This is a genomic window from Aeromonas sp. 600527 (genome assembly GCF_049175415.1).
Taxonomy (GTDB): Bacteria; Pseudomonadota; Gammaproteobacteria; order Enterobacterales; family Aeromonadaceae; genus Aeromonas; species Aeromonas veronii_A.
In genome coordinates this window covers 46965-71551 of sequence record NZ_JAAKVA010000019.1, presented here as the reverse complement: position 1 = coordinate 71551, position 24587 = coordinate 46965, and the positions used below count along the sequence as shown (strand labels likewise).

The 24587-nt window shown below is 56.5% G+C and carries 25 protein-coding genes and 4 tRNA genes; 16 read left to right on the top strand and 13 right to left on the bottom strand.

Annotated elements, in window-relative coordinates; translation table 11 throughout:
• The first annotated feature begins 184 nt into the window (after positions 1-184).
• Complete coding sequence (locus G5154_RS18720) at positions 185-1093, top strand: hypothetical protein (RefSeq protein WP_421263978.1); 909 nt, start codon at positions 185-187, stop codon at positions 1091-1093.
• Between the two features lie 284 nt (positions 1094-1377).
• On the opposite strand, the gene G5154_RS18715 is transcribed toward G5154_RS18720, so the two are convergent.
• The 4 genes from G5154_RS18715 to fabV all read right to left on the bottom strand — a co-directional run bounded on the left by G5154_RS18715 (position 1378) and on the right by fabV (position 5981).
• Positions 1378-2625 carry a winged helix-turn-helix domain-containing protein gene (locus G5154_RS18715; protein ID WP_216979779.1) on the bottom strand — a complete coding sequence of 416 codons (1248 nt, stop codon included), beginning with the start codon at positions 2623-2625 and terminating at the stop codon, positions 1378-1380.
• A 216-nt stretch (positions 2626-2841) separates the two neighbouring features.
• The gene (locus tag G5154_RS18710) at positions 2842-4026 is read right to left on the bottom strand and encodes an NAD(P)/FAD-dependent oxidoreductase (RefSeq protein WP_421251506.1); all 1185 of its coding nucleotides are present in this window, start codon (positions 4024-4026) and stop codon (positions 2842-2844) included.
• A 150-nt stretch (positions 4027-4176) separates the two neighbouring features.
• Positions 4177-4701, bottom strand: coding sequence for a non-heme ferritin (gene ftnA / locus G5154_RS18705; RefSeq protein WP_005339225.1), 525 nt, complete (start codon positions 4699-4701; stop codon positions 4177-4179).
• 92 nt (positions 4702-4793) lie between these two features.
• Positions 4794-5981, bottom strand: coding sequence for an enoyl-ACP reductase FabV (gene fabV, locus G5154_RS18700; protein ID WP_421251505.1), 1188 nt, complete (start codon positions 5979-5981; stop codon positions 4794-4796).
• 401 nt (positions 5982-6382) lie between these two features.
• On the opposite strand from fabV, the gene G5154_RS18695 reads away from it, so the two are divergent.
• Positions 6383-6820, top strand: coding sequence for a universal stress protein (locus G5154_RS18695; RefSeq protein WP_005339229.1), 438 nt, complete (start codon positions 6383-6385; stop codon positions 6818-6820).
• 192 nt (positions 6821-7012) lie between these two features.
• Complete coding sequence (trpS, locus tag G5154_RS18690; RefSeq protein WP_421251504.1) at positions 7013-8026, top strand: tryptophan--tRNA ligase; 1014 nt, start codon at positions 7013-7015, stop codon at positions 8024-8026.
• Here trpS and G5154_RS18685 read toward each other — a convergent pair.
• Positions 8005-8964 (bottom strand): LysR substrate-binding domain-containing protein, encoded by a 960-nt coding sequence (locus G5154_RS18685; protein ID WP_421263977.1) that lies wholly within the window; start codon positions 8962-8964, stop codon positions 8005-8007. The genes trpS and G5154_RS18685 overlap by 22 nt on opposite strands.
• Positions 8965-9055: 91 nt before the next feature.
• On the opposite strand from G5154_RS18685, the gene G5154_RS18680 reads away from it, so the two are divergent.
• Positions 9056-9955, top strand: coding sequence for a DMT family transporter (locus G5154_RS18680; RefSeq protein ID WP_421251502.1), 900 nt, complete (start codon positions 9056-9058; stop codon positions 9953-9955).
• On the top strand, positions 9940-10101 hold the full coding sequence (locus tag G5154_RS18675) for a hypothetical protein (protein WP_005339236.1): 162 nt from the start codon (positions 9940-9942) through the stop codon (positions 10099-10101). The genes G5154_RS18680 and G5154_RS18675 overlap by 16 nt, the downstream gene beginning before the upstream one ends.
• A gap of 124 nt (positions 10102-10225) precedes the next feature.
• Here G5154_RS18675 and G5154_RS18670 read toward each other — a convergent pair whose 3' ends face one another.
• Positions 10226-10687 (bottom strand): DUF6314 family protein, encoded by a 462-nt coding sequence (locus G5154_RS18670; protein ID WP_421251501.1) that lies wholly within the window; start codon positions 10685-10687, stop codon positions 10226-10228.
• Positions 10688-10726: 39 nt separating this feature from the next.
• Here G5154_RS18670 and G5154_RS18665 point away from each other — a divergent pair, with 39 nt between their 5' ends.
• Positions 10727-11581 (top strand): carboxylate/amino acid/amine transporter, encoded by an 855-nt coding sequence (locus G5154_RS18665; protein ID WP_151286414.1) that lies wholly within the window; start codon positions 10727-10729, stop codon positions 11579-11581.
• Between the two features lie 6 nt (positions 11582-11587).
• Here the strand turns inward: G5154_RS18665 and G5154_RS18660 are convergent, their stop codons facing one another.
• A complete protein-coding gene (locus G5154_RS18660) occupies positions 11588-12451 on the bottom strand; it encodes a GGDEF domain-containing protein (RefSeq protein ID WP_421251500.1) in 864 nt (287 codons plus the stop codon).
• Between the two features lie 70 nt (positions 12452-12521).
• A complete protein-coding gene (locus tag G5154_RS18655) occupies positions 12522-13235 on the bottom strand; it encodes a 3-deoxy-D-manno-octulosonic acid kinase (protein ID WP_005339249.1) in 714 nt (237 codons plus the stop codon).
• Between the two features lie 222 nt (positions 13236-13457).
• Between G5154_RS18655 and G5154_RS18650 the strand changes: the two genes are divergently transcribed.
• The 8 genes from G5154_RS18650 (at position 13458) to G5154_RS18615 (ending at position 21424) form a co-directional block, all read left to right on the top strand.
• A complete protein-coding gene (locus tag G5154_RS18650; RefSeq protein ID WP_421251499.1) occupies positions 13458-14510 on the top strand; it encodes a glycosyltransferase family 9 protein in 1053 nt (350 codons plus the stop codon).
• A 303-nt stretch (positions 14511-14813) separates the two neighbouring features.
• Entirely contained in the window at positions 14814-15440 is a 627-nt protein-coding gene (gene gmk, locus G5154_RS18645) for a guanylate kinase (protein WP_005339253.1), read from the top strand.
• A 79-nt stretch (positions 15441-15519) separates the two neighbouring features.
• On the top strand, positions 15520-15795 hold the full coding sequence (gene rpoZ / locus G5154_RS18640; RefSeq protein ID WP_005307060.1) for a DNA-directed RNA polymerase subunit omega: 276 nt from the start codon (positions 15520-15522) through the stop codon (positions 15793-15795).
• A 131-nt stretch (positions 15796-15926) separates the two neighbouring features.
• Complete coding sequence (spoT, locus tag G5154_RS18635; protein ID WP_421251498.1) at positions 15927-18044, top strand: bifunctional GTP diphosphokinase/guanosine-3',5'-bis pyrophosphate 3'-pyrophosphohydrolase; 2118 nt, start codon at positions 15927-15929, stop codon at positions 18042-18044.
• A gap of 44 nt (positions 18045-18088) precedes the next feature.
• Positions 18089-18820, top strand: a complete 732-nt coding sequence (gene trmH, locus G5154_RS18630; protein WP_216979784.1) for a tRNA (guanosine(18)-2'-O)-methyltransferase TrmH — start codon at positions 18089-18091, stop codon at positions 18818-18820.
• On the top strand, positions 18820-19479 hold the full coding sequence (locus G5154_RS18625) for a CatB-related O-acetyltransferase (protein WP_216979785.1): 660 nt from the start codon (positions 18820-18822) through the stop codon (positions 19477-19479). Before trmH ends, G5154_RS18625 begins: the two co-directional genes overlap by 1 nt.
• The gene (locus G5154_RS18620; protein WP_421251497.1) at positions 19479-20519 is read left to right on the top strand and encodes an alpha/beta fold hydrolase; all 1041 of its coding nucleotides are present in this window, start codon (positions 19479-19481) and stop codon (positions 20517-20519) included. The genes G5154_RS18625 and G5154_RS18620 overlap by 1 nt, the downstream gene beginning before the upstream one ends.
• Before the next feature lie 89 nt (positions 20520-20608).
• Positions 20609-21424: a Cof-type HAD-IIB family hydrolase gene (locus tag G5154_RS18615; protein WP_421251511.1), complete on the top strand. Its 816-nt coding sequence runs from the start codon at positions 20609-20611 to the stop codon at positions 21422-21424.
• 34 nt (positions 21425-21458) lie between these two features.
• Here the strand turns inward: G5154_RS18615 and G5154_RS18610 are convergent, their stop codons facing one another.
• From G5154_RS18610 to G5154_RS18590, 5 genes are all read right to left on the bottom strand, one after another.
• Positions 21459-21974, bottom strand: coding sequence for a ricin-type beta-trefoil lectin domain protein (locus tag G5154_RS18610; RefSeq protein ID WP_421251496.1), 516 nt, complete (start codon positions 21972-21974; stop codon positions 21459-21461).
• Positions 21975-22152: 178 nt separating this feature from the next.
• Positions 22153-22229, bottom strand: a tRNA-Pro gene (locus tag G5154_RS18605).
• A 75-nt stretch (positions 22230-22304) separates the two neighbouring features.
• Positions 22305-22390, bottom strand: a tRNA-Leu gene (locus G5154_RS18600).
• 20 nt (positions 22391-22410) lie between these two features.
• A tRNA-His gene (locus tag G5154_RS18595) sits at positions 22411-22486 on the bottom strand.
• Positions 22487-22537: 51 nt separating this feature from the next.
• Positions 22538-22614: transfer RNA gene (locus G5154_RS18590), tRNA-Arg, on the bottom strand.
• A 232-nt stretch (positions 22615-22846) separates the two neighbouring features.
• Between G5154_RS18590 and G5154_RS18585 the strand changes: the two genes are divergently transcribed.
• Together G5154_RS18585 and G5154_RS18580 are read left to right on the top strand one after the other, a co-directional pair.
• Positions 22847-23443, top strand: a complete 597-nt coding sequence (locus G5154_RS18585) for a TetR/AcrR family transcriptional regulator (RefSeq protein WP_005339267.1) — start codon at positions 22847-22849, stop codon at positions 23441-23443.
• Positions 23440-24573, top strand: a complete 1134-nt coding sequence (locus G5154_RS18580; RefSeq protein WP_005355753.1) for an efflux RND transporter periplasmic adaptor subunit — start codon at positions 23440-23442, stop codon at positions 24571-24573. Before G5154_RS18585 ends, G5154_RS18580 begins: the two co-directional genes overlap by 4 nt.
• Positions 24574-24587 lie beyond the last annotated feature (14 nt).

Genomic DNA, 24587 nt, shown 5'->3' with positions numbered 1-24587 from the left:
GATACTGAGTTAAAATTAGAATCCACAGTGTTCCTTCTCGAGATTTTCGACGATCCCCCGTGGCTTACTAAATTTCTACATGTGGTGGTGGATAAGTCTTAAACTTAAGTTAAGCATCATGCTCCATGCTCTCTTAATAGCAATTTTTAGCACCTTATTAATATTTATGTGATACTGAGGTTATATGGTCTTTTTTTTCGAAATAATACGAGGTGTATTTAGCACCAGTGATTTTAAAAAACACCTTGGTTACTTTTGGTGCTTCATAACAAATGTTATGTTTGTTTTTTTACTTGGCATAACAAATACCTATGCATCTAGCCTTTCCATTTCTTTAACCGAAGCTCCAGGACTTACAACGAAAGGCGATCCATATATGAAAGCGGTAATTATTGGGGGAGATAATAATGATCTCACGCCTAATTTATGTGCTGGTAAGAAATGGGGTGATTGTTCCATATTAGCTTGGTTAGTTGAAAGGTCATGGCCAAACAAACAACTTGATGGGTATAAATCATATGATGCCGGTGGCATTAACTCAGAGTCATGGCGAAGCTGTGTAAATTCCAATGAAAATAAAACGTTAGGAAAGGTTATTTCTTGCTGGCGAAATAATGGCGTACTTCAGAGACCCTTATATGATACTATCGGTAGTCGTAGACTTAAATCAGGCCCTGATTTATGTCTTTTTTATGGAAGAGATACAGTACAATCAGCCTCATATCCTGGACCAATATCAAATTGCGTATCAGGTTATAAACCAGCTGAGAGTTGTAAATTTGGCCCTAACATTTCCATAAATGAAAAAGGTACAGCAAGCGAATTTAAAAATATGTCTGCAAGTGCAGAAAGTTACTTAGAGTGTACGAATACAACCTCAGGCACAATTAAATTAACCGATGAAAAAGGTCAATTGGTTTTAGATGGTGGAGGTTATTGTAATCTTGATTTAGGTTCTGGTCCAAATAAACCTCATAAGTTAACAGTGCAATATGGAATGCGGAAAAAAGTGATCGCTAAATGCCTATTTTCAGGCGTGAATACTCTAGGTTTACATCGAGGTGCGGGAATAATTGTATTTACGGTAGATTAAATGCCCAGAAAATTTGGAAGTGCTGCTTCGGCTCGTTACATATAAAGTAAAGGTTAAGTTATAATTTGATATCACTTTGACGCTGATATCAGATTGTAACTTGACACATACGCTTTATATATTAGCTTTTACTTATAACTCCATATAAAAACAAGCATTCTTATTCTGACTTTATTAACATCTCATTACCGATAATTCTATTTACAAAACAATGTATCAGTCATTTCTCTATCTGGCGACAAGTAATCATCCATATTTATGAGACTCTCAACTTTCTTAAAGCACTAACTATTTTTACCATTGAATACTTTTGTATAAAATAAAACCCCACCAAAAAGACTGGTTACATGAACAATCTCATTTTTTATCTTAATTGTGCGCAAATAAGCATCATCCTGTGTAAATTGATCAAAAATGGTATAAATTTGAGGATCGACTTGCAAAATATCTTGCTGTATCGATTTGACCTTCAATGACTTATTCTCAAGATGTCTCAAACCATTCTCATAAAAATGCACGCGAGAAATCTTTTTTATTTCAAACACCATGTTTTGCTTTGCATCGTTAAACATCAAATCTTGAGCCCATGCGGCTTGTTCAACATTATCATTATCAATGCCGGTAGTTTTGATCAACATATAACCGATATAGTCTGCTTTAATCTGGCATGGGCGATAGAATCTCAAACGCACAAATCCCATCCCAGGAATATCGTGTACATTGATCGGTGAAACAGCTTCAAGATTAATATTCTGAGCAATGCATTCCAGCTGTTTCTTTATGTCCAGCCGCTTATCCATTAAAAATGTTTTTTGCCAAACTATATTATCTTTTATATTAAAGTCCAAATATGAGAATGCATCTTTTGATGCAAGAGCATAAAAGTTTCGGTCTTTTTTTATCAACTTTTCAATATATTTATACTCGTCAGGGGAACGAATATCCTCTGTATACATAACAATACGATTAACACTTGGTGTTGCTAATTCCTTTATCTTTTCAAGCTTTCTAAATTCTAATGAAATCTCATCTTTTTCTGTCAAAATATAATATGATGTAATAGCTGAAATGATAGTAACAATAAAAACAAAGAACATTAATATATATTTATCAAGTCGACCGCGATCAAAGAGTCTTTGTTCCTCGTTTGCATCAACATCATCGGATTCCTCAGTCTTTGTGATCACCTCCGTACGGTGTGACAATTCATCACCATGACCAAGTTCAACCTCCAACTTGAAAATGTAACCCACACGAGGAATTGTTTCTATGGAATTGAAAATCCCGATAGACTCAAACTTCCTACGTAGTAGAAGAATTGTTTTGTTGAGACTAATATCCCTGCTTTCTGTTTCACCCCAAATATCATCAAGTATTTTTTTTCTTTCAACAACTCGCAGACTATTATCACAAAGCACTTCCAGCAATACGGTTTCTTTTTGACTGAGCTTTATTTCTTTCTCGTCAAGAATAATTCTGTATGTCTCAGGTTCAAATGTGAACGTGTCGTTATACTTATATTGCTTTGTCATGATTTTATTTAATCTCAACGTTCTGTTGAACTACATTGTATATGATTTTATATACCTTACAGGAATTTTCTAGGGAATGCGGTAACACGTAATCATGAACAGATAACTGTAGGCACAGCCCCAGGCCGACATACTCGACCTCCAGTATGTCGGCAATGAAGAACCACACTTATACATAATGTTCTCTTGGGCTCTCCAACAGGGGATATGTCCGAATTAGCAGTACTGACCGGCCACCCAGCCGGAAGACCAGGCCCACTGGAAGTTGTAGCCACCGAGCCAGCCGGTCACATCCACCACTTCACCGATGAAGTAGAGGCCGGGCACCTTGCGCGCTTCCATGGTCTTGGAGGAGAGCTCGTTGGTATCGACGCCACCCAGGGTCACTTCTGCGGTGCGATACCCCTCGGTGCCGTTGGGCAGGATCTGCCAGTCACACAGCAGGTTGGCGAGCGCCTCAAGTTCCCGCTCGTTGTATTGGCGCATCGGCTTGCTGACCAGCTGGCCCAGCTCCACCAGCTTGTCGACGAAACGCTTGGGCAACTCGCGTCCCAGCACGGTTTTCAGCTCCTGCGCCGGGTGCGCCTGCGCCCATTCACGCAGGGCAGCCGGAATATCCAGCTCCGGCAGCAGGTTGATGTGGATCTTCTCGCCGGCATGCCAGTAGGAGGAGATCTGCAGGATGACGGGGCCGGAGAGGCCGCGATGGGTGAACAGCATCGCCTCCTTGAAGCGGGTGCCATCCTCGGCGGTCACCGCTACCGGCAGGCTGATGCCCGCCAGATCGGCAAAGGCCTCTTTCTCCGCCTGATGGAGGGTAAAGGGCACCAGACCGGCACGGGTCGGCAGCACCTTGAGACCGAACTGCTCCGCCAGCTTGAAGCCATACGGGGTCGCGCCCAGCTTGGGCATGGAGAGACCGCCGGTCGCCACCACCAGCGAGTGGCAGCCGATCTCACCCTTGCTGGTCGTCAACACAAAGCCTTCATCCTGTTTGCTGACGGTGAGGATCTCGGTCTGGAACTGCAGGGTCACCCCGGCCCAGTCGCACTCAGTGAGCAGCACATCGACGATATCCTTGGCACTCTCGAGGCAGAACAGCTGCCCCAGGGTGCGCTCGTGATAGTTGACCCCGTGGCGGTCCACCAGATCGATGAAATCCTGCTGGGTATAGCGAGCCAGCGCCGACTTGCTGAAGTGAGGATTCTCCGACAGGTAGGCGTGAGCGCCAGCCTGATGGTTGGTGAAGTTGCAGCGGCCACCGCCACTGATGAGGATCTTGCGGCCCGGTTTCTTGGCGTTATCGAGCACCAGCACGGAGCGGCCACGGTAGCCCGCCTGCGCCGCACACATCAATCCGGCCGCACCGGCCCCGATCACCACCACATCGACCTGCTTCATCATCACTCACTTATCAAAATAGAAACGGCACCTGGCCAGAACCGTGATTACCTCTGGCGGAACACAACCATAGTGGCTGCCCACCAGAATAAACAACGGCCCTTAAAAGGGCCGTTATTGTACTGGCTGAGCACTAAGTGTCCACGACTATCAGGCGTTGCTGTCCATGATGCTGGCAGGGGCGCCCTTGGCCAATTCGGCCAGCTCCTTGTCGATGAAGTAGAGGCCTTTGCCATCTTCACCCACCAGACCCAGACGGTCGACGATGCTCTTGAACAGCTTCTCCTCTTCATGCTGCTCGGCCACATACCACTGCAGGAAGTTGAAGGTGGAGTAGTCCTGGGTGGTGAAGGCCACGTGAGCCAGACCATTGATGCACTTGGTGATGTGGTACTCGTGCTCCAGGGTGGTACGGAACACGTCGCCCAGCGACTTGAACTCGTGGGGAGGGGCATCGATGGCACCCAGCTTGGGCATGGCGCCGGTCTCGCTCACATAGGTGAACAGACGCTCCATGTGCTGGCGCTCCTCGACCGCGTGCTGGCGCAGGAAGGTCGCCGCCCCTTCAAAGCCCTTGTCTTCGCACCAGGCGCTCATCTGCAGATAGAGATTGGAGGAGTAGAACTCCAGGTTAATCTGCTCGTTCAACTTCTCGATCATGGCTTGGGCCAGCATCTTGTTTCTCCTCAGTGATTTGGTATCGATTGTCGCCACACTCCCGCCGCGAATCAACCCGCCAACGAGAGGGAGATCCCGTTTCTTTCAGCTCAGGGGGTCAGCTCGCCAAGGGAGGCGACATCCACCGGCGCAGCATAATCGACGCCCGGCAGCTCGAAGCCGTTGAGCTGCATGAAATCCTGCCGCAGCCCGGCAAAGTCCCCCAGCACGTGGAAATTGTCCGGCGTCACCTTGGGCCAGAGCGCCGAGACAGCGGCCTGAATGGCCGGGTCGAGTTCGTGGTCATCCATCCGGATCAGACGGTTGCCATCGGCCACCACCCCATTGGGCCCGTACATCTTGGCGGCGAACAGTCGCTGCATCTGCTCGATGCAGCCTTCGTGCACACCGCGCTCCTTCATCACCCCCATCAACAAGCCGAGATAAACCGGCAGCACCGGGATATAGGCGCTCGCCTTGGTCACCAGCGCCTTGCAGACCGACACCCAGGCGTGACCACCAATCTCGGCCAGCTGCAGGTTGATGGTCTCGGCGGTGGCGTGCAGATGCTCCTTGGCATAACCGATGGTGCCGTCCCGATAGAGGGGATAGGTGGATTCGGGGCCGATATAGGAGTAGGCCACTGTTTGCGCGCCGGGGGCGAGACAATCGGCCTGCTGCAACGCCTGCATCCAGAGCTGCCAATCCTCGCCCCCCATCACGGTGACGGTGTCGCGGATCTCCTCTGGCGTGGCGGGCGCCAGCGACTGCTGCACCAGGGTATCGCGCTCCAGATCCAACCCCCAACCGCTGAACGGCTGGCCGGTGGTCTTGAGCACCGAGCGCACTTGCGTGCCGTCGGGCAGCACCCGGATGCCGCTCGCCAGCGAATAGATCACCAGATCCACCTGCCCCAGCTGCTGACGGATGGTATCGATGGCCTGCTGGCGCATCCCGTCGGAGAAGGCATCACCAATCAGGTTGATGGCGATACGTCCCTCCTGCTCTGCCGCGTTGCGAAACCAGATGTTGTTGTACCAACCGGCGCTGCCTAATCCCTTGTCGGAAGGGCCGCGCTCAAACGAGATGCCGATGGTGTCGGCACCGGCTCCGAAGGCGAGCGCAATGCGCGACGCCAGCCCGAACCCGGAGGAGGCCCCCAGCACCAGCACCCGCTTGGGGCCGTTGAACGGACCAGCGGCCTTGATGCGTTCGATCTGCAGCTGCACGGCGGCGCGGCAGCCGATGGGATGACAGTTGCGGGCAACACAACCTTGAATCTGGGGATGAATGATCATGTGAAGGCCTCCAAAGAAACTGGCTACAGCATAACCAAATCGAAGGAGATTAACTTGATGCCGGATCGCTATCAGTCAGAAAAGCAGCGGGAAATGAGGCGGATAAACAAAAGGGAGCACGTGGCTCCCCAAAGCGGTATTCAGATGCTTTTTGTTGTTTTGTGTTCATTGCGAAGCACGGGCCCATCCTATGCCTCTCCCCCCTGATCGGCAAGCCGAGGGGTGTGACCGGCGTCAAACTCTTGTTTAATTTATAGGCAAATAGTGGTTAATAACTGAGTGGCTGACCCTGTGTCACACGTCATTAAACTCATTTAAATCCCAAAACTGTGCCTGAGGCACCATTTTAGTTTCAGCAGAGATTGGTATAGTGGGCTGCAGGATCGGTAAGGAGAACCCCCATGAGTGGAACAACCTATTACAAGCATATTCTGGCCGCGATCGACCTCTCTGAAGACAACCGCAAGGTGATCGACAAGGCGGTGGACAGAGCCCGCTCCAACGGCGCCAAGCTGTCGGTTATCCATGTCGATGTGGACCTCAAGGATCTCTACACCGAGATGATCGATATCGACATCGACAACGTGCAGGATCAGGTGATCGCCGAAGCGAAAGAGAAGCTGGAAGCTTTCCTAGCCTCGGTGGACTACCCCATCGAGAAGAAGCTGGTGATCTGCGGCGATCTGAGCGAGCGGGTCAATCAGGCGGTCAAGGAGTACGAGATCGATCTGCTGGTGTGCGGCCATCGCCAGAGCTTCTGGAGCCTGCTCACCTCGAGTGCGCGCCAGCTGATGAATACGGTGCCCTGCGATCTGCTGGTCGTTCCCTTGCAGAAGTGATCAAACAGGCGTAGTGTGATTTGCTATGAACATAACCGCATTCAATCACAACTACTGGTGGTTCTGCTCCTAAACAGGCGGCACCGCGTTTCTATTGTAAATTACCCAAAGAAAACACCGTGACCGCCGAGAGGCGGTCAACTGTTTATATCCCTTTGTCGCCTCCCGGCTCACCCAACTGGAGAGAGTGACATGCACAACCCTGTAATCCTGACTGGCGATCGTCCCACTGGCAAACTGCACATCGGCCACTATGTCGGCTCCCTGCGCCAGCGCGTCGAAGCCCAGCACCACTACCGTCAATTCGTGATGATCGCCGACTTGCAGGCGCTGACCGACAACGGCCACAACCCGGCCAAGGTGACCGACAACGTGCTGGAGGTGATGGCCGACTATCTGGCGGTCGGTCTCGACCCGGCCAAGACCACCTTCTGTTTGCAGAGCGCCCTGCCCGCTCTCGCCGAACTCACCTGCTACTACCTCAATCTGGTCAGCGTCGCCCGGCTGGAGCGCAACCCCACCGTCAAGGCGGAGATCCAGCAGAAAGGGTTCGAACGCACGCTGCCGGCCGGTTTTCTGGTTTATCCGGTCAGTCAGGCCGCCGACATCACCGCCTTTCGCGCCAGCCATGTGCCGGTCGGGGAAGATCAGCTGCCAATGCTGGAGCAGACCAACGAGATCGTCCGCCGCTTCAACTCTCTGGTAGGCAAAGAGGTGCTGACCGAATGCCAACCGATCCTGAGTGACACCGGCCGCCTGCCCGGCATCGACGGCAAGGCCAAGATGTCCAAATCCCTCGGCAACACCATAGAGCTCGGCATGTCGGCGGAAGAGGTCAAACAGGCAGTGTTCGCCATGTATACCGACCCCAACCACCTCAAGGTGAGCGATCCGGGTCAGGTGGAGGGAAATACGGTGTTCGCCTATCTCGATGCCTTCCATCCCGACAAGGAGCTGGTCGCCGAGATGAAGGCGCACTACCGGTGCGGCGGACTGGGGGACATGCGATGCAAGCAGGTGCTCAACGACTGCCTGCAAACCCTGCTCGCCCCGATGCGGGAGCGCCGTGCCGCGGCCATTGCCGACAAGAAGATGCTGCTGGAGCTGCTCTATCAAGGCACCGAGCAGGCTCGCATCATCACAGATGAGGTATTGGCGGAGGTGAAAAGCGCCATGGGGCTCGACTACTTCGCCAGCATCCGCTGAGCGGGGGTCCCGAGCGCATCGTCGCCGTAGAAGTCGAACACCAGCTGATGCAGCAGGCTCTTGAACCAGCCGATCGCCTCGTCGTGGGCGGTGAGCGGGTGCCCCGCCATCAGGTAGACGATGGGGATGGCGGGGTCGAGCTGGTGCATCCGCAGCGGGTAGTAGCGGCAGAAGTGGCGCCCGATCATCTCGGGCACCACCACCAGATAACGGCCGGTCGCCATCAACGGCGGCACCGCCATAAAGCTCGGCAACCGCACGCCCAACTCCCGCTCCACCCCGAAGCGGGCCAGCCAGAGCTCCACCATCGCCTGACTGTGGCCCCAGCTGGAGGTGTGGATGTGGGGACGGCTCACCAGCTCGACCGGGGTCAGCACATCGGGCAACTCGCTGCCGAGCGGCGACAGGCAGACCAGCGGGTTGTTGAACCACTCCTCCCGCCACAAGCGCGGTGAGAGGTGATTCGCCCCGGCAAAACCGATCACCAGATCCAGCTCCCCCTTCTCCAGCTCCCGTTCGTAGTTGCTGTCCGCCAGCTCGCACACCTCAAGCCGACAGTGAGGGGCCTGCCGATGGAGCCTCTCCACCAGCACCGGCACCAACCCATGCTCCACCGAGCCTGGGGTGGCGATACGGAAAATCCGCCGCGCGGTGGCGGGATCAAACCCCTTGGCCTGCCGCAATCCCTGCTCCAGCATCGCCAGCGCCTGGCGAACCGGCCCGGCCAGCGCCTTGGCCCGCTCGGTCGGCATCATCTCGCGCCGACTCATCACGAACAGCGGGTCATCCAGCGCCACCCGCAGCCGCCCCAAGGCGTGACTGACGGTGGATTGGGAGAGATGCAGCCGTTCGGCGGCACGGGTGACGTTGCGCTCCTGCATCAGCATGTCGAATACGGCGAGCAGATTGAGGTCGAGACGGGCGAGCGAGCTATCCATCGATATTAGCCATAGTTAAATGCCAACAATTCATTTTTACCATAGTAACAGATTGCCTAGAATGCGCTGGCTTAATACATCGGAGATTCAAATGCGTAGCTATCTGTTATTGCTGGCCATTGGCCTGCTGTGGGGTTCCCAGTTCATTTTCATGCACCAGGCCGTCGCCGAGTTGCCCCCCATTCTGGTGGCTGCCGGTCGTGCCCTGTGCGGCAGCCTGACCCTGGGTCTGCTCTGCCTGTTAATGCGGCTCAAGAGTGAGCACACCCCGTGGCGCACCTATATGCTGATCGCCCTGCTGGATGCCACCATCCCCTTCATCATGGTCGCCTGGGGCCAACAGTATGTGGATAGCGCCATCGCTGCCGTGGTCATGGGTTGTATCCCGTTTGTGACCATTCTGGCTGCACCGCTGTTTATTTCTGGTGAAAGAATCACCAAAACCGGTCTGCTTTCCGTGATCATCGGCTTTGCCGGTGTACTCACCCTGTTCTGGCCGAAACTCTCCCAGGGCATGAACGCCGGCCTGCTCGGTGCCATCGCCATCCTGCTGGGTGCCAGCTGCTTCGCCATCGGCCTGCTGATGATCAAGCGCTTTGCCAAGGACCATCCGGTCGTGGTCGCCCGCAATATCCTGATCTCCTCGGCAATCCAGTTGCTACTGGTCGCCCCATTCATGGTTGATCTCGGCAGCCTGACCCTGCCGAGCACCCAGGCCCTGAGCGCGATCACTGTACTGGGTACCCTCTGTACCGGTCTGGTCTACTTCCTCTACATGGCGCTGATCCAGAAGGCTGGCCCGACGTTCGCCTCCTTCAGCAACTATCTGGTACCGCTGTTCGGCGTGGTGCTGGGTGCCCTGTTCCTCGGCGAGCAGATCCACCCCACTACAGGTGTTGCTCTGGCACTGATCCTCGGCTCGGTAGCCATGAACCAGTGGGCGCAACAGCGTCGCATGCAGCGCGAGGTCTCCCTATGTCAGGCATCCTGACCACACTGTGCGGTGGTCTGGTACTGATTGCCGGCTGGCAATATCGCCAGCGACTGGCCGGGATCCTGGGCCTGCTGATGGTACTGCTGCCCTGGTTCTTCGATAGCAAGCTGCAAGCCATGCTTAGCTATGCCCTGAATGCCTGAAGTCCATCTCTGAATGTGTGACGAGAGTCTATCTCTCCTGTTTTTGGGACTGTTTTAAAAAACCTCCGATTTGTCCCCCGCTACCGGTGCTCTGCGCCGGTTTTTTTATGCCTGCCAGCCGGCGTCAGATCAGATAGCGATAGCTGAGTCGCTCATTCTTGCGCGGCCCGGTGATCTGCCAGCTCAGCAGAAAACCGCCGTCGATCTCGGTCAACTCGGCGCTGTAGTGATCCTCCCCGCACAGATGGGGCTCGGCGGTCAGCCAGCGGCCATCCCCCTGCGGCAGCAGCTCGAACAGTTCGACCGGCGCCTCATAACGCAAATGGGAGAGACGGATCCCCCGCTCGCTACGCTGCCACCAGAAGCGGTTGTGCATGGCGAGTTCCCTTCCATGAGGCGTGATGTAACGGCCCTGCTCGTTAAACAGCCAGCCTCCCTGATGATCGGCCACCTGCACACGCCCCTCGCCCCGACCATTCCAGTCGGTCGCCGACCCCTCGCCATTGCTGGCGGTAAAGGAAAATGCTCCGACCTGTGGCAATCGCCCCCATAAACGCTGGATTGCCGCTTCCATCTCAGCCATCATAGCCCCCTTAAAATTGACAACTGACGATAAATCAAACATATGAACTACTTGATAGGGGTCACCCTGCTCTGGTCATTCTCCTTCAGCCTGATCGGGGTCTACCTCGCCGGTCAGGTGGATGCCTACTTCTCGGTGCTGACCCGCATTGCCCTCGCCAGTCTGGTGTTTCTCCCCTTCCTGCGCCGCCGCTGGCTGCGCCCCGATCTGGCGGCCAAGCTGATGGCGCTGGGCGCCATCCAGCTCGGCATCATGTATCTCTTCTACTACCACTCCTTCCTGCTGCTGACGGTGCCGGAAGTGCTGGTCTTTACCATCTTCACCCCCATCTACGTCACCCTGCTCCACGACCTGCTGGAAGGGCGCTTCAAGCCCACCTATCTGTGGGGCGCCCTGCTGGCGGTGCTCGGGGCTGCCGTCATCCGCTTCGACGGCCTGACCGAAAGCTATGTGCTGGGATTTATGGTGGTGCAGGGGGCCAACCTCTGTTTCGCCCTGGGTCAAGTGGGCTACAAGGTACTGCTGGCAAGGGAGGCGGAGCAACCGCCGCAACTGGCGGTGTTCGGCTGCTTCTATCTGGGGGCGCTGGTGATCGCCCTGCCCGCCTGGTGGTTGCTGGGCAAGCCGCAATATCCAACATCAGGGTTACAATGGGGTATTCTGCTCTGGCTGGGGGTGGGTGCCTCCGGCCTAGGCTACTTCCTCTGGAACAAGGGGGCGACACTGGTCACCAGCGGGGTGCTGGCCATCATGAACAATGCGCTCATTCCGGCCGGCTTGCTGGTCAACCTGCTGCTCTGGGGCAAGGATACCGACCTGACCCGGCTAACCATCGGCGGCCTGCTGATGCTGGCCTCGCTCTGGGTCTGCCAGCGTGACAAAAGCGGCCAACCCTGACCGCACTCAGCCGACGACGGTGTTGTGCTCCCGTCTGGCCTGACCGTGACAGGTGGCCAGCCGGGCCAGCAGATGATCGAGCTGCTCGCCGGTCTGGCTCTGCACCAGACCGATGCTGACGGTGACCGGCCGCTGTGACAACAGGCTGGCATCGGCAATCTCAAGGCGCAGCCGCTCGGCGATCTCCAGCGCACTCATCCGCTCGGTCTGGGAGAGCATCAGGATAAAACCATCCTGATCCCAGCGGGCGAAGGGATCTTCCCGCCGCAGCTCGTGGCGCACGATACGCGCCAACTTGGCCAGCATGGCATCGCAAGCTGCTTCGCCAAACAGTTGCTGGATTTTGGCCATGTGATCGACCGAGAACTGCAGCAGGCTGAAAGTCCCGCTCTCGGTCGCCAGCCGCTCCTCCAGCAGTTGCTCGAAACGGCCACGACTCTCCAGACCGGTCAGCGGATCGGTGCCGTGCCGCTCTTCCACCAGCACCACGGCGGGATCGAGATGGCGCACCACGCCAAATAGATGACCCCGCTCGTCACGACGCATCCGCTCTTCCAGCCGGATGTAGTGGCCGTGGTGGTGAAGAATGCGGTATTCGAGGCGCAGACCACTGCTGCGGCCACTCTGACAGGCGAGCAGGGCATCTTCCAGCCGGGCAACATCGTCGGGGTGAACCCGATCCAGCCAGCCGAGATCATCCGGCCAGCTCTCTCCCAATCCCAGCAATCGCAGGCAGGAGGGATCACGCTGTAGTCCATGTTGGGCTGACCAAGTCCAGATCCCCGCCTCCAGCAGCGCCATGGCATCAGACAGCAGACCCGGATCAAGCCGGGCAGTCACATCGACCAAAGGTGTCTTGAGCATTTCCATGGGGCGCCTCGAAACAGGATCTGAATACCTGCTCAATAAGTAACATTGGCGTTCACGCCGAGCAACAGGGTCAGAGCGCTTTTCCCTGATACCCGTTCATCAAGGTCTGCCAGTTCTCCGGTACGAAGTGGAAACTGGTATGCAGTTGAGACTCTTTATTGAATGAACGAAGCAAGCGTTCCAGATTGGCCTTCTGCCATTCGCCGGGGGAACGGATCGCACCCTTGTCAAAATCGATCACCCACACCTTGCCCTCTTTATCGAGCAGCAGGTTGTGGCTGTTGAGATCGGCGTGATAGACCCCGGCATCGTGCAGCTGGCGCACCGTCTGGCCTATCTTGTGCCACACCTCGGTCGCCACCGGCCCCTGCTTGAGCAGCGCCACCATATCCTTGGCACCGCGAATTCGCTCGATCAGGATATCGGCACGATAGAATGGGCCCTGTTTGACCATGCGGGCACCAAACGGACGTGGCACCGGCAGCCCCAGCTCGCACAGCTTGGCCAGCAGGGTGTATTCGGCCATGGCGCGGCTCGACTCGACCCCTTCAAACCAGAAACGATCCCGCACCACCTTGCCCACCATGCCGCCACGATAGTAGTGGCGCAGCACCAGATGGCGGGACTCATCCTTGACGAACCAGGTCACTCCCCGTCCGATGGAGGTCCCCACCACCTGACGGTTGTTCTGCCACCAGGCAGGATCGAATAACTGGGGAGAAGGGTCGCGAAAGGCCCCTTCGGCATACCAGCAGATCTGGTTGTGTTCGGTCTGTACTCGCATCGTGGAGATCCCGCTCGGTGGGTCATGGATCGCAATTTTTCAATTGGCGATGAGGCTGCCGCTCTGGCATGCCCGCAATAGTGGCCTTTAATCAACGACGTGCAGAAACAGGTCATGGCGCTGGGCCCGGCCTATCCTGGCTGACGATTGTGCGCAATTTTACAATCCAGAGGGGAGTTTGCATAATGCCATCCACCCTTTTTGCCAGCCGTGCGCCACAACATGCCGCTATTTCAAACGCCCCCCTCCTCCATCTGTATCCTGCGGCTCTCCGCCATCGGGGATTGCTGCCACGCACTGGCGCTGGTGCGCGTCATCCAGCGGGAGTGGCCACAGACCCGCATCACCTGGATCACCGGCAAAATCGAGGCAACCCTGTTTGCCGATCTGCCCGGCGTCGAGGTGATCCCCTTCGACAAGAGCAAGGGATGGCGCGGCTATCGCGATCTCTGGCAGACCCTCAAGGGGCGCAATTTCGATGCCCTGCTCCACCTGCAGGCAGCGATGCGAGCCAGCATCGCCACCCTCGGCATCAAGGCCAAGGTCAGACTCGGGTTTGATCGGGAACGGGCCAACGACGGCCAGTGGCTGTTCACCAACCACAAAGTGCCTTCGCCTGCCTCCCCCCACGTGCTGGACGGTTTCCTCGCTTTCGCCAAAGAGCTCGGCATCAAGGATCTGACCCCGGACTGGCAACTGCCCATCAGCGCCGAACATCAGGCGTGGGCAAAGGAGAAGATTGGCGGTAAACCGACTCTGCTTATCTGCGCAGCCGCCAGCAAGGCGTTCAAGAACTGGACTGCCGCAGGCTATGCCGCGCTGGCAGATCACGCCGCCAACAAGGGCTTTCAGGTCTATCTATGTGGCGGGCCTGCCAAACTGGAGCGGGATCTGGCCGCCGAGATCCGGCAACTCAGCCAGAGCAAGCCGGTCGATCTGGTGGGGCAGACCAACCTCAAGCAGCTGCTGGCGCTGATTGGCGAGGCGAGTCTGGTACTGGCCCCCGATACCGGCCCAACCCATATGGCCACCATTGTCGGCACGCCGGTGATCGGCCTCTATGCTCACCACAATCCGGCGCGTACAGGCCCATATCTCTGCCGCGACTACGTGGTCAGCGTCTATCAGGAGCTGGTCGAGCAGGAGACCGGCAAGCCGCTGGCCGAATTGAGCTGGCGCACCCGCCTCAAGGATCCGGAGGCCATGCGAAAAATCACCAGCGAGCAGGTGATCGCCGCCTTCGACCACCTCTGTGCAGATCGTCAGCTGCCGTAATGACAGGGCACCTCGGGAATTCCGAGCCATCAGGCAGGGATAACCTGATAGCCTCTGCCCTCAGCCAAAGGCACAATGCAGGCTGATGTGGGTTACGCTCCCGCAGCAAGCTACGAATACTTTGATCGGCTGGAATATGATTCCGGCCGTTTTTTTATTCGCCGCATTCTGGTAAAATTCGCCGCCTTTACATCCTCCTGACTCAAGAGTTTTCCGCGTTTTGCGTTTGGCTGTCTCCCTTTCGGGCACAAGACGGCGGTCTCTGCTACAACCAAAACAGCGGTTTCGATTAAAGGTAATAATATGGCGCAACAAGGCACTCTCTATATCATCTCCTCTCCGAGCGGCGCGGGTAAATCCAGTCTGCTCAATGCCTTGCTGACCAACCACAATCAAGCTGGCAAGATGCAGCTGTCGGTTTCCCACACCACTCGCGCCACCCGCCCGGGCGAAGAGCACGGCGTCCACTACCACTTCGTCCAGGTGGAAGAGTTCAAGGCGCTGATCGAACGCGGTGATTTTCTGGAGTGGGCCGAAGTGTTCGGCAACTACTACGGCACCTCACGCGCCGCCATCGAAGCCTGTCTGGCCAAGGGGATCGACGTATTCCTCGACATCGACTGGCAAGGTGCCCGCCAGATCCGCGAGCAGATGCCGACCAAATCCATTTTCATCCTGCCCCCCAGCCGCGAAGAGCTGGAACGCCGCCTGATTGGGCGCGGTCAGGACAGCGCCGAAGTGATTGCCGGCCGGATGGCGAAAGCCATTGCCGAAATGGTGCACTACGACGAGTATGACTATGTCATTATCAATGAAGACTTCGAGCAGGCGCTGTTCCAGCTCAGGTCCATTATTGAGTGCCAACGGCTGGAGATGCGTCACCAGCAACAGGCTCAAAAAAACTTGCTGCAACAGCTACTGGCAGAGTAAGCCAAAAACAAGTAAACTTTTGCGTCATTTTTAAACACTGCTTTTCTAAATACAGAAAGCCCAAACACTGGAGTCCTGCATGGCACGCGTTACTGTAGAAGATGCTGTAAAACAGGTAGGTAACCGTTTTGACCTGGTGCTGGTCGCCGCGCGCCGCGCTCGTCAAATCGCGGTACAAGGCAAAGATCCCCTGGTCGACGAAGAGAACGACAAGCCGACTGTGATCGCCCTGCGTGAGATCGAGCTGGGTCTGGTGAACAATCAAGTGATGGACACCCAGGACCGCTACGAACAGCAAGAGCAGGAAGCCGCCGAGCTGGCTGCCGTTGCTGCCATCGCCGAAGGCCGCGGTTAAGTTATTCCTCCGGTTGGCACCCGCCCGGGTGCCGACTGTTCATCCCCATTTACAACCGCTCGAAAACCTCGCAAACTCAGGGCTATACCCTCAATTCCACGAATTGCCGTTTCACCGCTGCGGGGACTGTCTTGTATTTATTTGAAAACCTTAAAGAAATAGCCAGTTCCTACCTGCCACCAGAGCAGGTTGAGAAGCTCAAGCAAGCCTATGTGGTGGCCCGTGATGCCCACCAGGGTCAGATGCGTTCCAGTGGCGAACCCTACATCACCCACCCTGTTGCCGTTGCCCGAATCCTGGGCGACATGCGCCTCGATCATGAAACCCTGATGGCCGCCGTGCTGCACGATGTCATCGAGGATACTCCGATCACCAAGGCCGATCTGGCCGAACAGTTTGGCGATGCGGTCGCCGAGCTGGTGGCCGGGGTCTCCAAGCTCGACAAGCTGAAGTTTCGCGATCGCAAAGAGGCTCAGGCCGAGAACTTCCGCAAGATGGTGATGGCGATGACCCAGGATATCCGGGTCATTCTGATCAAGCTGGCCGACCGCACCCACAATATGCGCACCTTGGGCTCGCTGCGGCCGGACAAGCGCCGCCGCATTGCCCGGGAAACCCTCGAAATCTTCGCCCCAATAGCCAACCGCCTCGGTATTCACACCATGAAGAACGAGCTGGAAGAGCTGGGCTTCGAGGCGCTCTATCCGATGCGATCGCGGGTATTGCGCGAATCGGTGCGCCGCGCCCGTGGCAATCGCCGCGAGATCATCGACTCCATCCAGAGCGAAATCAGCGGTCGCCTGAAAGAGGCGGGGATCGAACATCAGGTCAGTGGCCGCGAGAAGAATCTGTTCTCCATCTACAACAAAATGGAGAAAAAAGAGCTGCAATTTCATGAGGTAATGGATATCTACGCCTTTCGGGTCAAGGTGAAGGACATAGATACCTGTTACCGGGTGCTGGGGCAGATGCACAGCCTCTACAAACCGCGCCCCGGCCGCTTCAAGGATTACATCGCCATCCCAAAGACAAACGGCTACCAGTCGCTGCACACCTCGCTGGTGGGGCCGCACGGGGTACCGGTCGAGGTGCAAATTCGCACCGAGTTCATGGATCAGATGGCCGACAAAGGGGTTGCTGCCCACTGGGCCTACAAGCAGGATGGCGACAGCTCGGGCACCACGGCCCAGATCCGCGCCCAGCGCTGGATGCAGAGCCTGCTGGAATTGCAGCAGAGCGCCGGCAGCTCCTTTGAATTTATCGAAGGGGTCAAAACCGACCTCTTCCCCGACGAGATCTACGTGTTCACGCCGGAGGGACGCATCATGGAGCTGCCCGCTGGCGCCACGCCGGTGGACTTTGCCTATACGGTGCACACCGACATCGGCCACGCCTGCGTCGGTTCGCGGGTCGACCGCCACCCCTACCCGCTCAGCAGCCCGCTACACTCGGGCCAGACGGTGGAGATCATCACGGCGCCGGGGGCTCGCCCCAATGCAGCCTGGCTCAACTTCGTGGTGACCACCAAGGCTCGCTCCAAGATCCGCCAGTTCCTCAAGAACCTGCGCACCGAAGAGTCGGTGGTGCTGGGTCGCCGCCTGCTCAACCATGCGCTGGGCGCCAAGAATATCGAAGACATCCCCGAGCCGCGCATCAAGCAGGTGCTCGCCGATACCAAACATGAGAATCTGCAGGGACTGCTGGCCGATGTGGGCCTCGGCAACGCCATGAGTGTCATGGTGGCGCGCCGCATGCTGGGGGATGAACTGCCGCCGGAAGAGCAACCCAAGTCCAGCAGCAAGAAGATGCCGATCAAGGGTGCCGACGGCATGCTGGTCACCTTCGCCAACTGCTGCCGCCCCATCCCGGGAGATGCCATTATCGCCCATATCAGTCCGGGCAAGGGTCTGGTGATCCACCAGGAAGCCTGCCGCAACATCAAGGGCTACAGCAAGGAGCCGGACAAGTACCTGCCAGTGCAGTGGGAAGTGGACAAGGAGCAGGAGCAGGAGTTCCGCACCGGTATCAGCATCGAGATCATCAACCATCAGGGTGCGCTGGCCGAGCTGGCCAACGTGATTGCCGCCACCGGCGCCAACATTCACGCCATCAGCACCGAAGAGAAGGATGGCCGGGTCTATCAGGTCAGCCTGCTCATCACAACCAAGAGCCGCATCCACCTGGCCAACATCATGCGCAAGATCCGCGTGATGCCCAACGTGCTCAAGGTGAGCCGACAGAAGAACTGAACACAGGCGGCGCAAGCCGCCTGCTGCTTTTATAGAGACAAGCCATGACCCCCGAACGCTTCAAGCGCATCACCGACATGCTGGCCCAGCGTCAGCTCGATTTGACCGTCTGCATGGAAGAGGTCCATAAACCCCACAATCTGGCCGCCATCGTGCGTACCGCCGATGCCATCGGCATCCACCGGGTACACGCCGTCTGGCCCAAAACCTGGATCCACAAGCGCAAGGGCACCGCCCGCGGCAGCCAGAACTGGGTGGATGTAAAACTGCACCCGGACATCGGCAGCGCCGTTGCCGAGCTGAAAGCCTCCGGCATGCAGATCCTGGCGACTCACCTCTCCGACAGCTCCGTCGATTTTCGCGCTATCGACTACACCAAACCGACCGCCATTCTGGTGGGTCAGGAGAAACACGGCATCGGTGAAGAGGCGCTGGCGCTGGCCGACCACCATATCGTCATTCCCATGGTGGGCATGGTGCAGTCCCTCAACGTCTCGGTGGCTGCCGCCGCCATCCTCTACGAAGCGCAGCGTCAGCGCGAGCTGGCCGGTTGCTATCAGCGCGGCTGCCCGCTCACGCTGGAGGAGCAGAACAGCATCCTGTTCGAGGGGGGTTATCCTATCTATGCCCAGCTCTGCAAAGAGAAAGAAATGCCCTACCCCCAGCTCGGCCCGGCCGGTGAAATTCTGGCGGACGAAGAGTGGTGGCAGCGGATGCAGCTGACCCGCAAAGGGTGGGCGCAGCAGAGCGAGCAGGACGACCTACAGGAGGAGTGATGGAGAACCCTTTTGGCAGCTGGCTGGAATCGCAAATCATCCGGGATCACCTGACCAACCCGAACATAGAGGCCGGCGACTACAGCTACTACTCCGGCTACTACCACGGCAAGCCGTTCGAGGATCACTGCGTCCGTTACCTGCTCGGCGATGGCTCGACCCGCGACACCTGGGAGAGCGGCCTCTGGGGCGAGGTGGATCGGCTGATCATCGGCAAGTTCTGCTCCATCGGCTCGGGCGCCACCTTCATGCTGGCGGGCAATCAGGGCCACCGGCTGGATTGGGTTTCCACCTTCCCGTTCAACCCCGACACCTTTGGCGAAGGGGCCCGCAGCGGCTTTCTGCGCAAGGGAGACACCCGGATTGGCAACGATGTCTGGATCGGCTCGGAAGCGATGATCATGCCCGGCATCACCATAGGTGACGGCGCCGTCATCGCCACCCGCGCCGTGGTGACCAGGGATGTGGCCCCTTACACCATAGTCGGCGGCAACCCGGCCCAACCGATCCGCCGCCGTTTCAGCGATGAGCAGATCCTCATGCTGCAAGAGATGCAGTGGTGGGACTGGCCCCTGCCCCGCTTGCAAGCCAGCATGGCGCTACTCTGCTCGGGGGATATCGCCGCCCTTTATCACCATTGGCAACAGGAGTGTGCCTGATGAAACCCCTCTCTCTTTCCCTGTTGGCCCTGACCCTGTTTTCTGCCGGAGCCCTTGCCGTGACCAATACCTATCAGCTCACCAGCGAAGCCGATGTACCCAGCCTCTACCAGCAAACCCTGCCCGACTTCTGGCGCCAGCATGCGGTTGAAGGGGAGTTCAAGGGCAAGGATGGGGTGACCATCCGCTATGCTGCGCTACGGCAAGCCAAGGTCGATCGCGCCATCCTGATCGTCAATGGCAGGGTCGAGAGCTACCTCAAGTATCAGGAGCTAGCGTGGGATCTCTGGCGTCAGGGCTACAGCCTCTACCTTATCGACCATCGCGGTCAGGGGATGTCCGACCGGATGCTGGATGACCCGCAGAAGGGATATGTCGACCAGTTCGACGATTATGTTGTCGATCTGAAGCAGTTTCACGACCAGATAATCATGGCGGACCAGCCTGCCAAGCTGTTCCTGCTGGCCCACTCCATGGGCGGCGCCATCTCGGCCCGCTATCTGGAACGCTGGCCCGATGATATCAAGGCGGCCGTGCTCTCCTCCCCCATGCTGGGCATCAATCTCGGCGGTCTGCCCAAGTGGCTGGCCAAGGGACTGGCCACCACCATAGGCACGGTCGGCGGCTGGATTGGCGAACCTCCCTACGGCCCAGGTCAGGGCGCCTATCAGGATCACGGCTTTGCCGATAACGAGCTGACTCACAGCCAGTCCCGCTATCAGGCGTTCCGCCAAATCTACGAACAGCACCCGCAGATCAAGCTGGGTGGCGCGACCGCCCACTGGATTTATCAGGGGATCACTGGTGCCGATGCCGCCATCGCCGATGCGGGCGCCATCAAAACCCCTCTGCTGGTGCTGCAAGCTGGCAGCGACAGCGTGGTGGACAATGCCGCGCAGGATCGCTTCTGCACCATTGCCAAGTGCGAAGGGGGCAAACCGCTGCGCATCGAGGGAGCCTGGCACGAACTGTTTATCGAATCCGATGACAAACGCCAGCCCGCCCTGACCGCGATGGTCGACTTTTTCGCCCGCTTCTGAGCTGGCTATTTTTTGTAACCCTAAATAAATGGGGTGACAGTGCGGGCTAAGGTAAACTGCCCCTGTTTTCAATCGATGCCGAGGTAATGATGTTCAAGGTAGTTGTATCCGATCTCGATGGCACTCTGCTCAACAAGCAGCACCAGATCTCTCCCCGTACCCGGGATACCCTGCACCGCCTGGTAGAACAAGGTGTGAAATTCGTGGTCGCCACCGGCCGTCATCACGTTGACGTTCGCAGCTTCCGCGATGCGCTGGGGATGGACATCTACCTCATTACCTCCAATGGCGCCGTGGTCCATGACAAACAGGATCAGCTGATTTTCAACCAGCCGCTGCCGACCGAGATCGCCGCCGAACTGATTGCGCTGGAGCGCGACCCCTCTATCCACCTCAATGTCTATCAGGGTGATGACTGGGTGGTGGAAGAGGAGCTGCCCTGGTTGCTGCAGTTCCACGACGAGTCAGGGTTCACCTACCGTCTGGTCGATGACCTGAAGCAGGAACCGAAAGAGCAGATCAACAAGGTGTTCTACATCGGTGACCACGAAAAGCTGCTGAAGATCGAGGCGCACCTCAACCAACGCTATGGCGATCAGCTCAATGTCACCTTCTCCCTGCCGGACTGTCTCGAAGTGATGCACGCCGGGGTGCATAAGGGCAATGCGGTGCGTGCCGTGCTGGAGCAGAACGGGTTCGATATGTCGGAGGCGATCGCCTTCGGCGATGGCATGAACGACTTCGAGATGTTGACCATGGTGGGACGCGGTATCGTGATGGGCAACGCCCATGACCGCCTGAAAATGGCACTGCCGGAGTATGAGCAGACCCTCACCTCTGACGAAGATGGCGTCGCCGTCTATCTGGAGAAGCTGTTCAAGCTGGAGAACGTCAGCGCAGCCTGAGCCTCTTCAGCCCGACATCAGATTCAACAAAGCCTCACCATGTGAGGCTTTGTTTTTTCAGGGTTTCCAGCCAGGGATTGGGCCGCTGCCAGCTGAAGCTCTGGTTCGCCCCGCCGTAGCATTCGGCCAGCCGCAGCGGCGTGCCGGGGGTATGACGTCGCCCGGCCACATCGAGGCAGCGGGAGACCTTGCTATTGAACAGCCTGTCTTTCTGCCACTCCCACTGCGCCTGACCGTCACAGGATGCCAGCATCACTTCGCTGTCGTTTTTGGCTTGCAAACAGAGATCCTGCAGACGCAACTCACCCAGATCCCACTCGAACAGTTGATCGTCTTTTCCGCTGCAAGGTTGTGCCAACACCTTCTGTTGGGACACCGCAACGCAAAAATCACCGCTGGTCAGCAAGGGGGAAAGCACCCGGTCCTCCGACGGTATCGAAGCGATTGAGTCCATCATTTCATCGGTTGATGGCGGCTTGATGGTACATCCTCCCAGCAACAAGGCGACCAGCAGGGCGGGAGAGCAAGCAAGGGAAATTTTGTTATTCATGGAAAATGCCTGAAATGGGCCGATGACATCCGTTTGTCAGTGACTCGAGGCTGAAGCATAACCGAAAGGTGGGGCACTCTGCCCTGATAGAGTGTAAACAGACGTAACAGAGAAAGCGTGCAGGCGCAGTAAAGGCCGGAAAGCAAAAAACCTCGCCGAAGCGAGGTTTTTCTAAATGTGGTCGGTGATAAAGGATTCGAACCTTTGACCCTCTGGTCCCAAACCAGATGCGCTACCGGACTGCGCTAATCACCGAGGCTATTTCTTTCAAAATAGTTTACTTCAAAAAACAAAGACGACCTGATGGTCATCCTCGTCATACAGCAAGTATGGTGCGAAGAGAGGGACTCGAACCCTCACACCCGGGGGGCACTAACACCTGAAGCTAGCGCGTCTACCAATTCCGCCACCTTCGCGTACCTGACAAGCTGTAAAATGGGGTGGCTGATGGGGCTCGAACCCACGACAACCGGAATCACAATCCGGGACTCTACCAACTGAGCTACAGCCACCACAGCTGTTTTCGTTCCACAACAACGCCCGTTTAACCGACGCACTTTTGATGGTGCGCCCGACAGGATTCGAACCTGTGACCTCTGCCTCCGGAGGGCAGCGCTCTATCCAGCTGAGCTACGGGCGCTACGCTGTCGAACGGGGCGCATTATTAATGATGGTTGCTGGTTTGTCTACACTTTTCTGTCACCGAAACACCGTTCGTTGTTTTTTCAAGCACATTGCGCACTTTTCTTCCACTATTCCCCTGCTGACAGCCAAAAAGGGGCAGATCGCAGTCGCAAATCGCCTTGCTGCCTTGACTTGATTTGATGCCCATCTAGAATGAATGAACGTTCATTCAATCGAAAGTCACACTGATGATTCTGGATAAAAAAGAGAGCATCTTCAACGCGGCCCATGAGGTGCTGGGTGAACGGGGTTTTCATGGTCTGTCGATTGCAGAAGTCGCCAAGAAGGCCAATGTTGCCACCGGCACCATCTATCGTTACTTCGGCGACAAGGATGATCTGATCCGGCAACTGCACCAGCACACTATCTTGCAGTGTGTGCCCATGGTCATGGCCGATGTAGCAATCGATAAAGTTTCATTTCAACAATTTCGCCAATTATGGCTCAATATTCATGCCATTTTTGTTAACGAACCCAACGCTATCCGGTGCAAATTGCAGTACGAGAGCTCTCCGCTAGGGGCAGAATTGGAGACCAATCCTGTCATTCTGGCTGCCTGGGAGCCTCTTGACCGATTTTTTGAACAGGGCGTTGAACAAGGATTGTTTATTGATTTACCGATACGGGCACTCCAGGTGTTGAGTCTGGACAGTGTCATGCATCTGGCCCTGCAGTGCAGGGTTCACAACATCACGCTGACCGAATCGCAGTTGGAAACCGCGATCCGGGCCAGCTGGAATGCCATTTTATCCCCCAATCTTTCCACCTCAGGAGCCTGTTCATGAAAAAGTGGATGGCCATTATGTTGCTGATAGCGATCGCCTTGTTTGGCAGCGTCATCGGCTTCAATTTGTTCAAACAGAAGATGATTGCCCAGTACATGGCCAACCGGCCGGAACCCGAGTTCCCCGTCACCGCTATGGTGACCAAGGCGCAGGATTGGGTACCGACCATCGAAGCGATCGGCTTCATCGAGCCGAATCAGGGGGTGACCCTCTCCACCGAACTGGCAGGTACCATTGACGCCATCACCTTCGAGTCAGGCAAACCGGTCAAGGCAGACCAGCTGCTGCTGAGCCTGGACTCCACCGTGGAGCGTGCCAATCTGCGTGCCTCCCAGGCCAAGCTACCGGCGGCAAAAGCCAAGTTCGATCGTTTCCAGAACCTCTACAAGACCAGCTCCATCTCCAAAGAGCAGCTGGATGAAGCCGAAGCGGCCTATCGTTCGCTGGAAGCGGATATCGAGAGTCTGAAGGCGACCATTGCCCGTCGTGAAGTGCGCGCGCCCTTTAGCGGCGTGGTCGGCCTGCGCAATGTGTTCCTCGGTCAGTATCTGCAGCCAGGCACAGATATCGTGCGCCTGGAGGATACCAGCGTGATGCGCCTGCGCTTCACCGTGCCCCAGACCGATATCTCCAAAATCAAGCTGGGCCAGACCATCAAGATTAATGTAGATGCTTATCCGCAAACCCAGTTTGACGGTCACATCACCGCCATCGAGCCTGCGGTCAACTTCCAGAGCGGCCTGATCCAGGTACAAGCAGACATTCCGAACAACGACGGTCAGCTGCGTTCCGGTATGTTCGCCCGCGCCAGCATCATTCTGCCGACGGTGAAAGATCAGATTGTGATCCCGCAAACAGCCATCTCATTCACCCTTTACGGCCAGAATGTCTACGTGCTCAAAGAGGGCGAAGAGACAGACAAAGAGGGTAACAAGGTGAAAGTGCTGCGAGCCAAGCAGGTAGTCGTCAAGGCAGGTGAGCGCCGTGGCAACGATGTGCATGTGCTCTCTGGCATCCAGGCCGGTGACCAGATCGTACTGTCGGGTCAGGTTCGCCTGAGCAACGACACCAAGGTTCATGTGGTCGAGAACGATGCCCTGGCCGTTCCGGCACAAACCCCGATGCTGTAAGCGCGGAGATCTGC

Excerpts from the sequence above, each read along its gene's own strand:
- G5154_RS18610 (WP_421251496.1), bottom strand. The coding sequence starts at position 21,974 with ATGAATAACAAAATTTCCCTTGCTTGCTCTCCCGCCCTGCTGGTCGCC.
- gmk (WP_005339253.1), top strand. The coding sequence starts at position 14,814 with ATGGCGCAACAAGGCACTCTCTATATCATCTCCTCTCCGAGCGGCGCG.
- G5154_RS18585 (WP_005339267.1), top strand. The coding sequence starts at position 22,847 with ATGATTCTGGATAAAAAAGAGAGCATCTTCAACGCGGCCCATGAGGTG.
- G5154_RS18685 (WP_421263977.1), bottom strand. The coding sequence starts at position 8,964 with ATGGATAGCTCGCTCGCCCGTCTCGACCTCAATCTGCTCGCCGTATTC.
- G5154_RS18720 (WP_421263978.1), top strand. The coding sequence starts at position 185 with ATGGTCTTTTTTTTCGAAATAATACGAGGTGTATTTAGCACCAGTGAT.
- G5154_RS18710 (WP_421251506.1), bottom strand. The coding sequence starts at position 4,026 with ATGAAGCAGGTCGATGTGGTGGTGATCGGGGCCGGTGCGGCCGGATTG.
- G5154_RS18655 (WP_005339249.1), bottom strand. The coding sequence starts at position 13,235 with ATGCGAGTACAGACCGAACACAACCAGATCTGCTGGTATGCCGAAGGG.
- G5154_RS18625 (WP_216979785.1), top strand. The coding sequence starts at position 18,820 with ATGGAGAACCCTTTTGGCAGCTGGCTGGAATCGCAAATCATCCGGGAT.
- G5154_RS18680 (WP_421251502.1), top strand. The coding sequence starts at position 9,056 with ATGCGTAGCTATCTGTTATTGCTGGCCATTGGCCTGCTGTGGGGTTCC.
- G5154_RS18650 (WP_421251499.1), top strand. The coding sequence starts at position 13,458 with ATGCCGCTATTTCAAACGCCCCCCTCCTCCATCTGTATCCTGCGGCTC.
- G5154_RS18670 (WP_421251501.1), bottom strand. The coding sequence starts at position 10,687 with ATGATGGCTGAGATGGAAGCGGCAATCCAGCGTTTATGGGGGCGATTG.
- G5154_RS18665 (WP_151286414.1), top strand. The coding sequence starts at position 10,727 with ATGAACTACTTGATAGGGGTCACCCTGCTCTGGTCATTCTCCTTCAGC.
- trpS (WP_421251504.1), top strand. The coding sequence starts at position 7,013 with ATGCACAACCCTGTAATCCTGACTGGCGATCGTCCCACTGGCAAACTG.
- G5154_RS18715 (WP_216979779.1), bottom strand. The coding sequence starts at position 2,625 with ATGACAAAGCAATATAAGTATAACGACACGTTCACATTTGAACCTGAG.
- G5154_RS18660 (WP_421251500.1), bottom strand. The coding sequence starts at position 12,451 with ATGGAAATGCTCAAGACACCTTTGGTCGATGTGACTGCCCGGCTTGAT.
- G5154_RS18695 (WP_005339229.1), top strand. The coding sequence starts at position 6,383 with ATGAGTGGAACAACCTATTACAAGCATATTCTGGCCGCGATCGACCTC.
- G5154_RS18615 (WP_421251511.1), top strand. The coding sequence starts at position 20,609 with ATGTTCAAGGTAGTTGTATCCGATCTCGATGGCACTCTGCTCAACAAG.
- rpoZ (WP_005307060.1), top strand. The coding sequence starts at position 15,520 with ATGGCACGCGTTACTGTAGAAGATGCTGTAAAACAGGTAGGTAACCGT.
- G5154_RS18620 (WP_421251497.1), top strand. The coding sequence starts at position 19,479 with ATGAAACCCCTCTCTCTTTCCCTGTTGGCCCTGACCCTGTTTTCTGCC.
- ftnA (WP_005339225.1), bottom strand. The coding sequence starts at position 4,701 with ATGCTGGCCCAAGCCATGATCGAGAAGTTGAACGAGCAGATTAACCTG.
- G5154_RS18580 (WP_005355753.1), top strand. The coding sequence starts at position 23,440 with ATGAAAAAGTGGATGGCCATTATGTTGCTGATAGCGATCGCCTTGTTT.
- fabV (WP_421251505.1), bottom strand. The coding sequence starts at position 5,981 with ATGATCATTCATCCCCAGATTCAAGGTTGTGTTGCCCGCAACTGTCAT.
- trmH (WP_216979784.1), top strand. The coding sequence starts at position 18,089 with ATGACCCCCGAACGCTTCAAGCGCATCACCGACATGCTGGCCCAGCGT.
- G5154_RS18675 (WP_005339236.1), top strand. The coding sequence starts at position 9,940 with ATGTCAGGCATCCTGACCACACTGTGCGGTGGTCTGGTACTGATTGCC.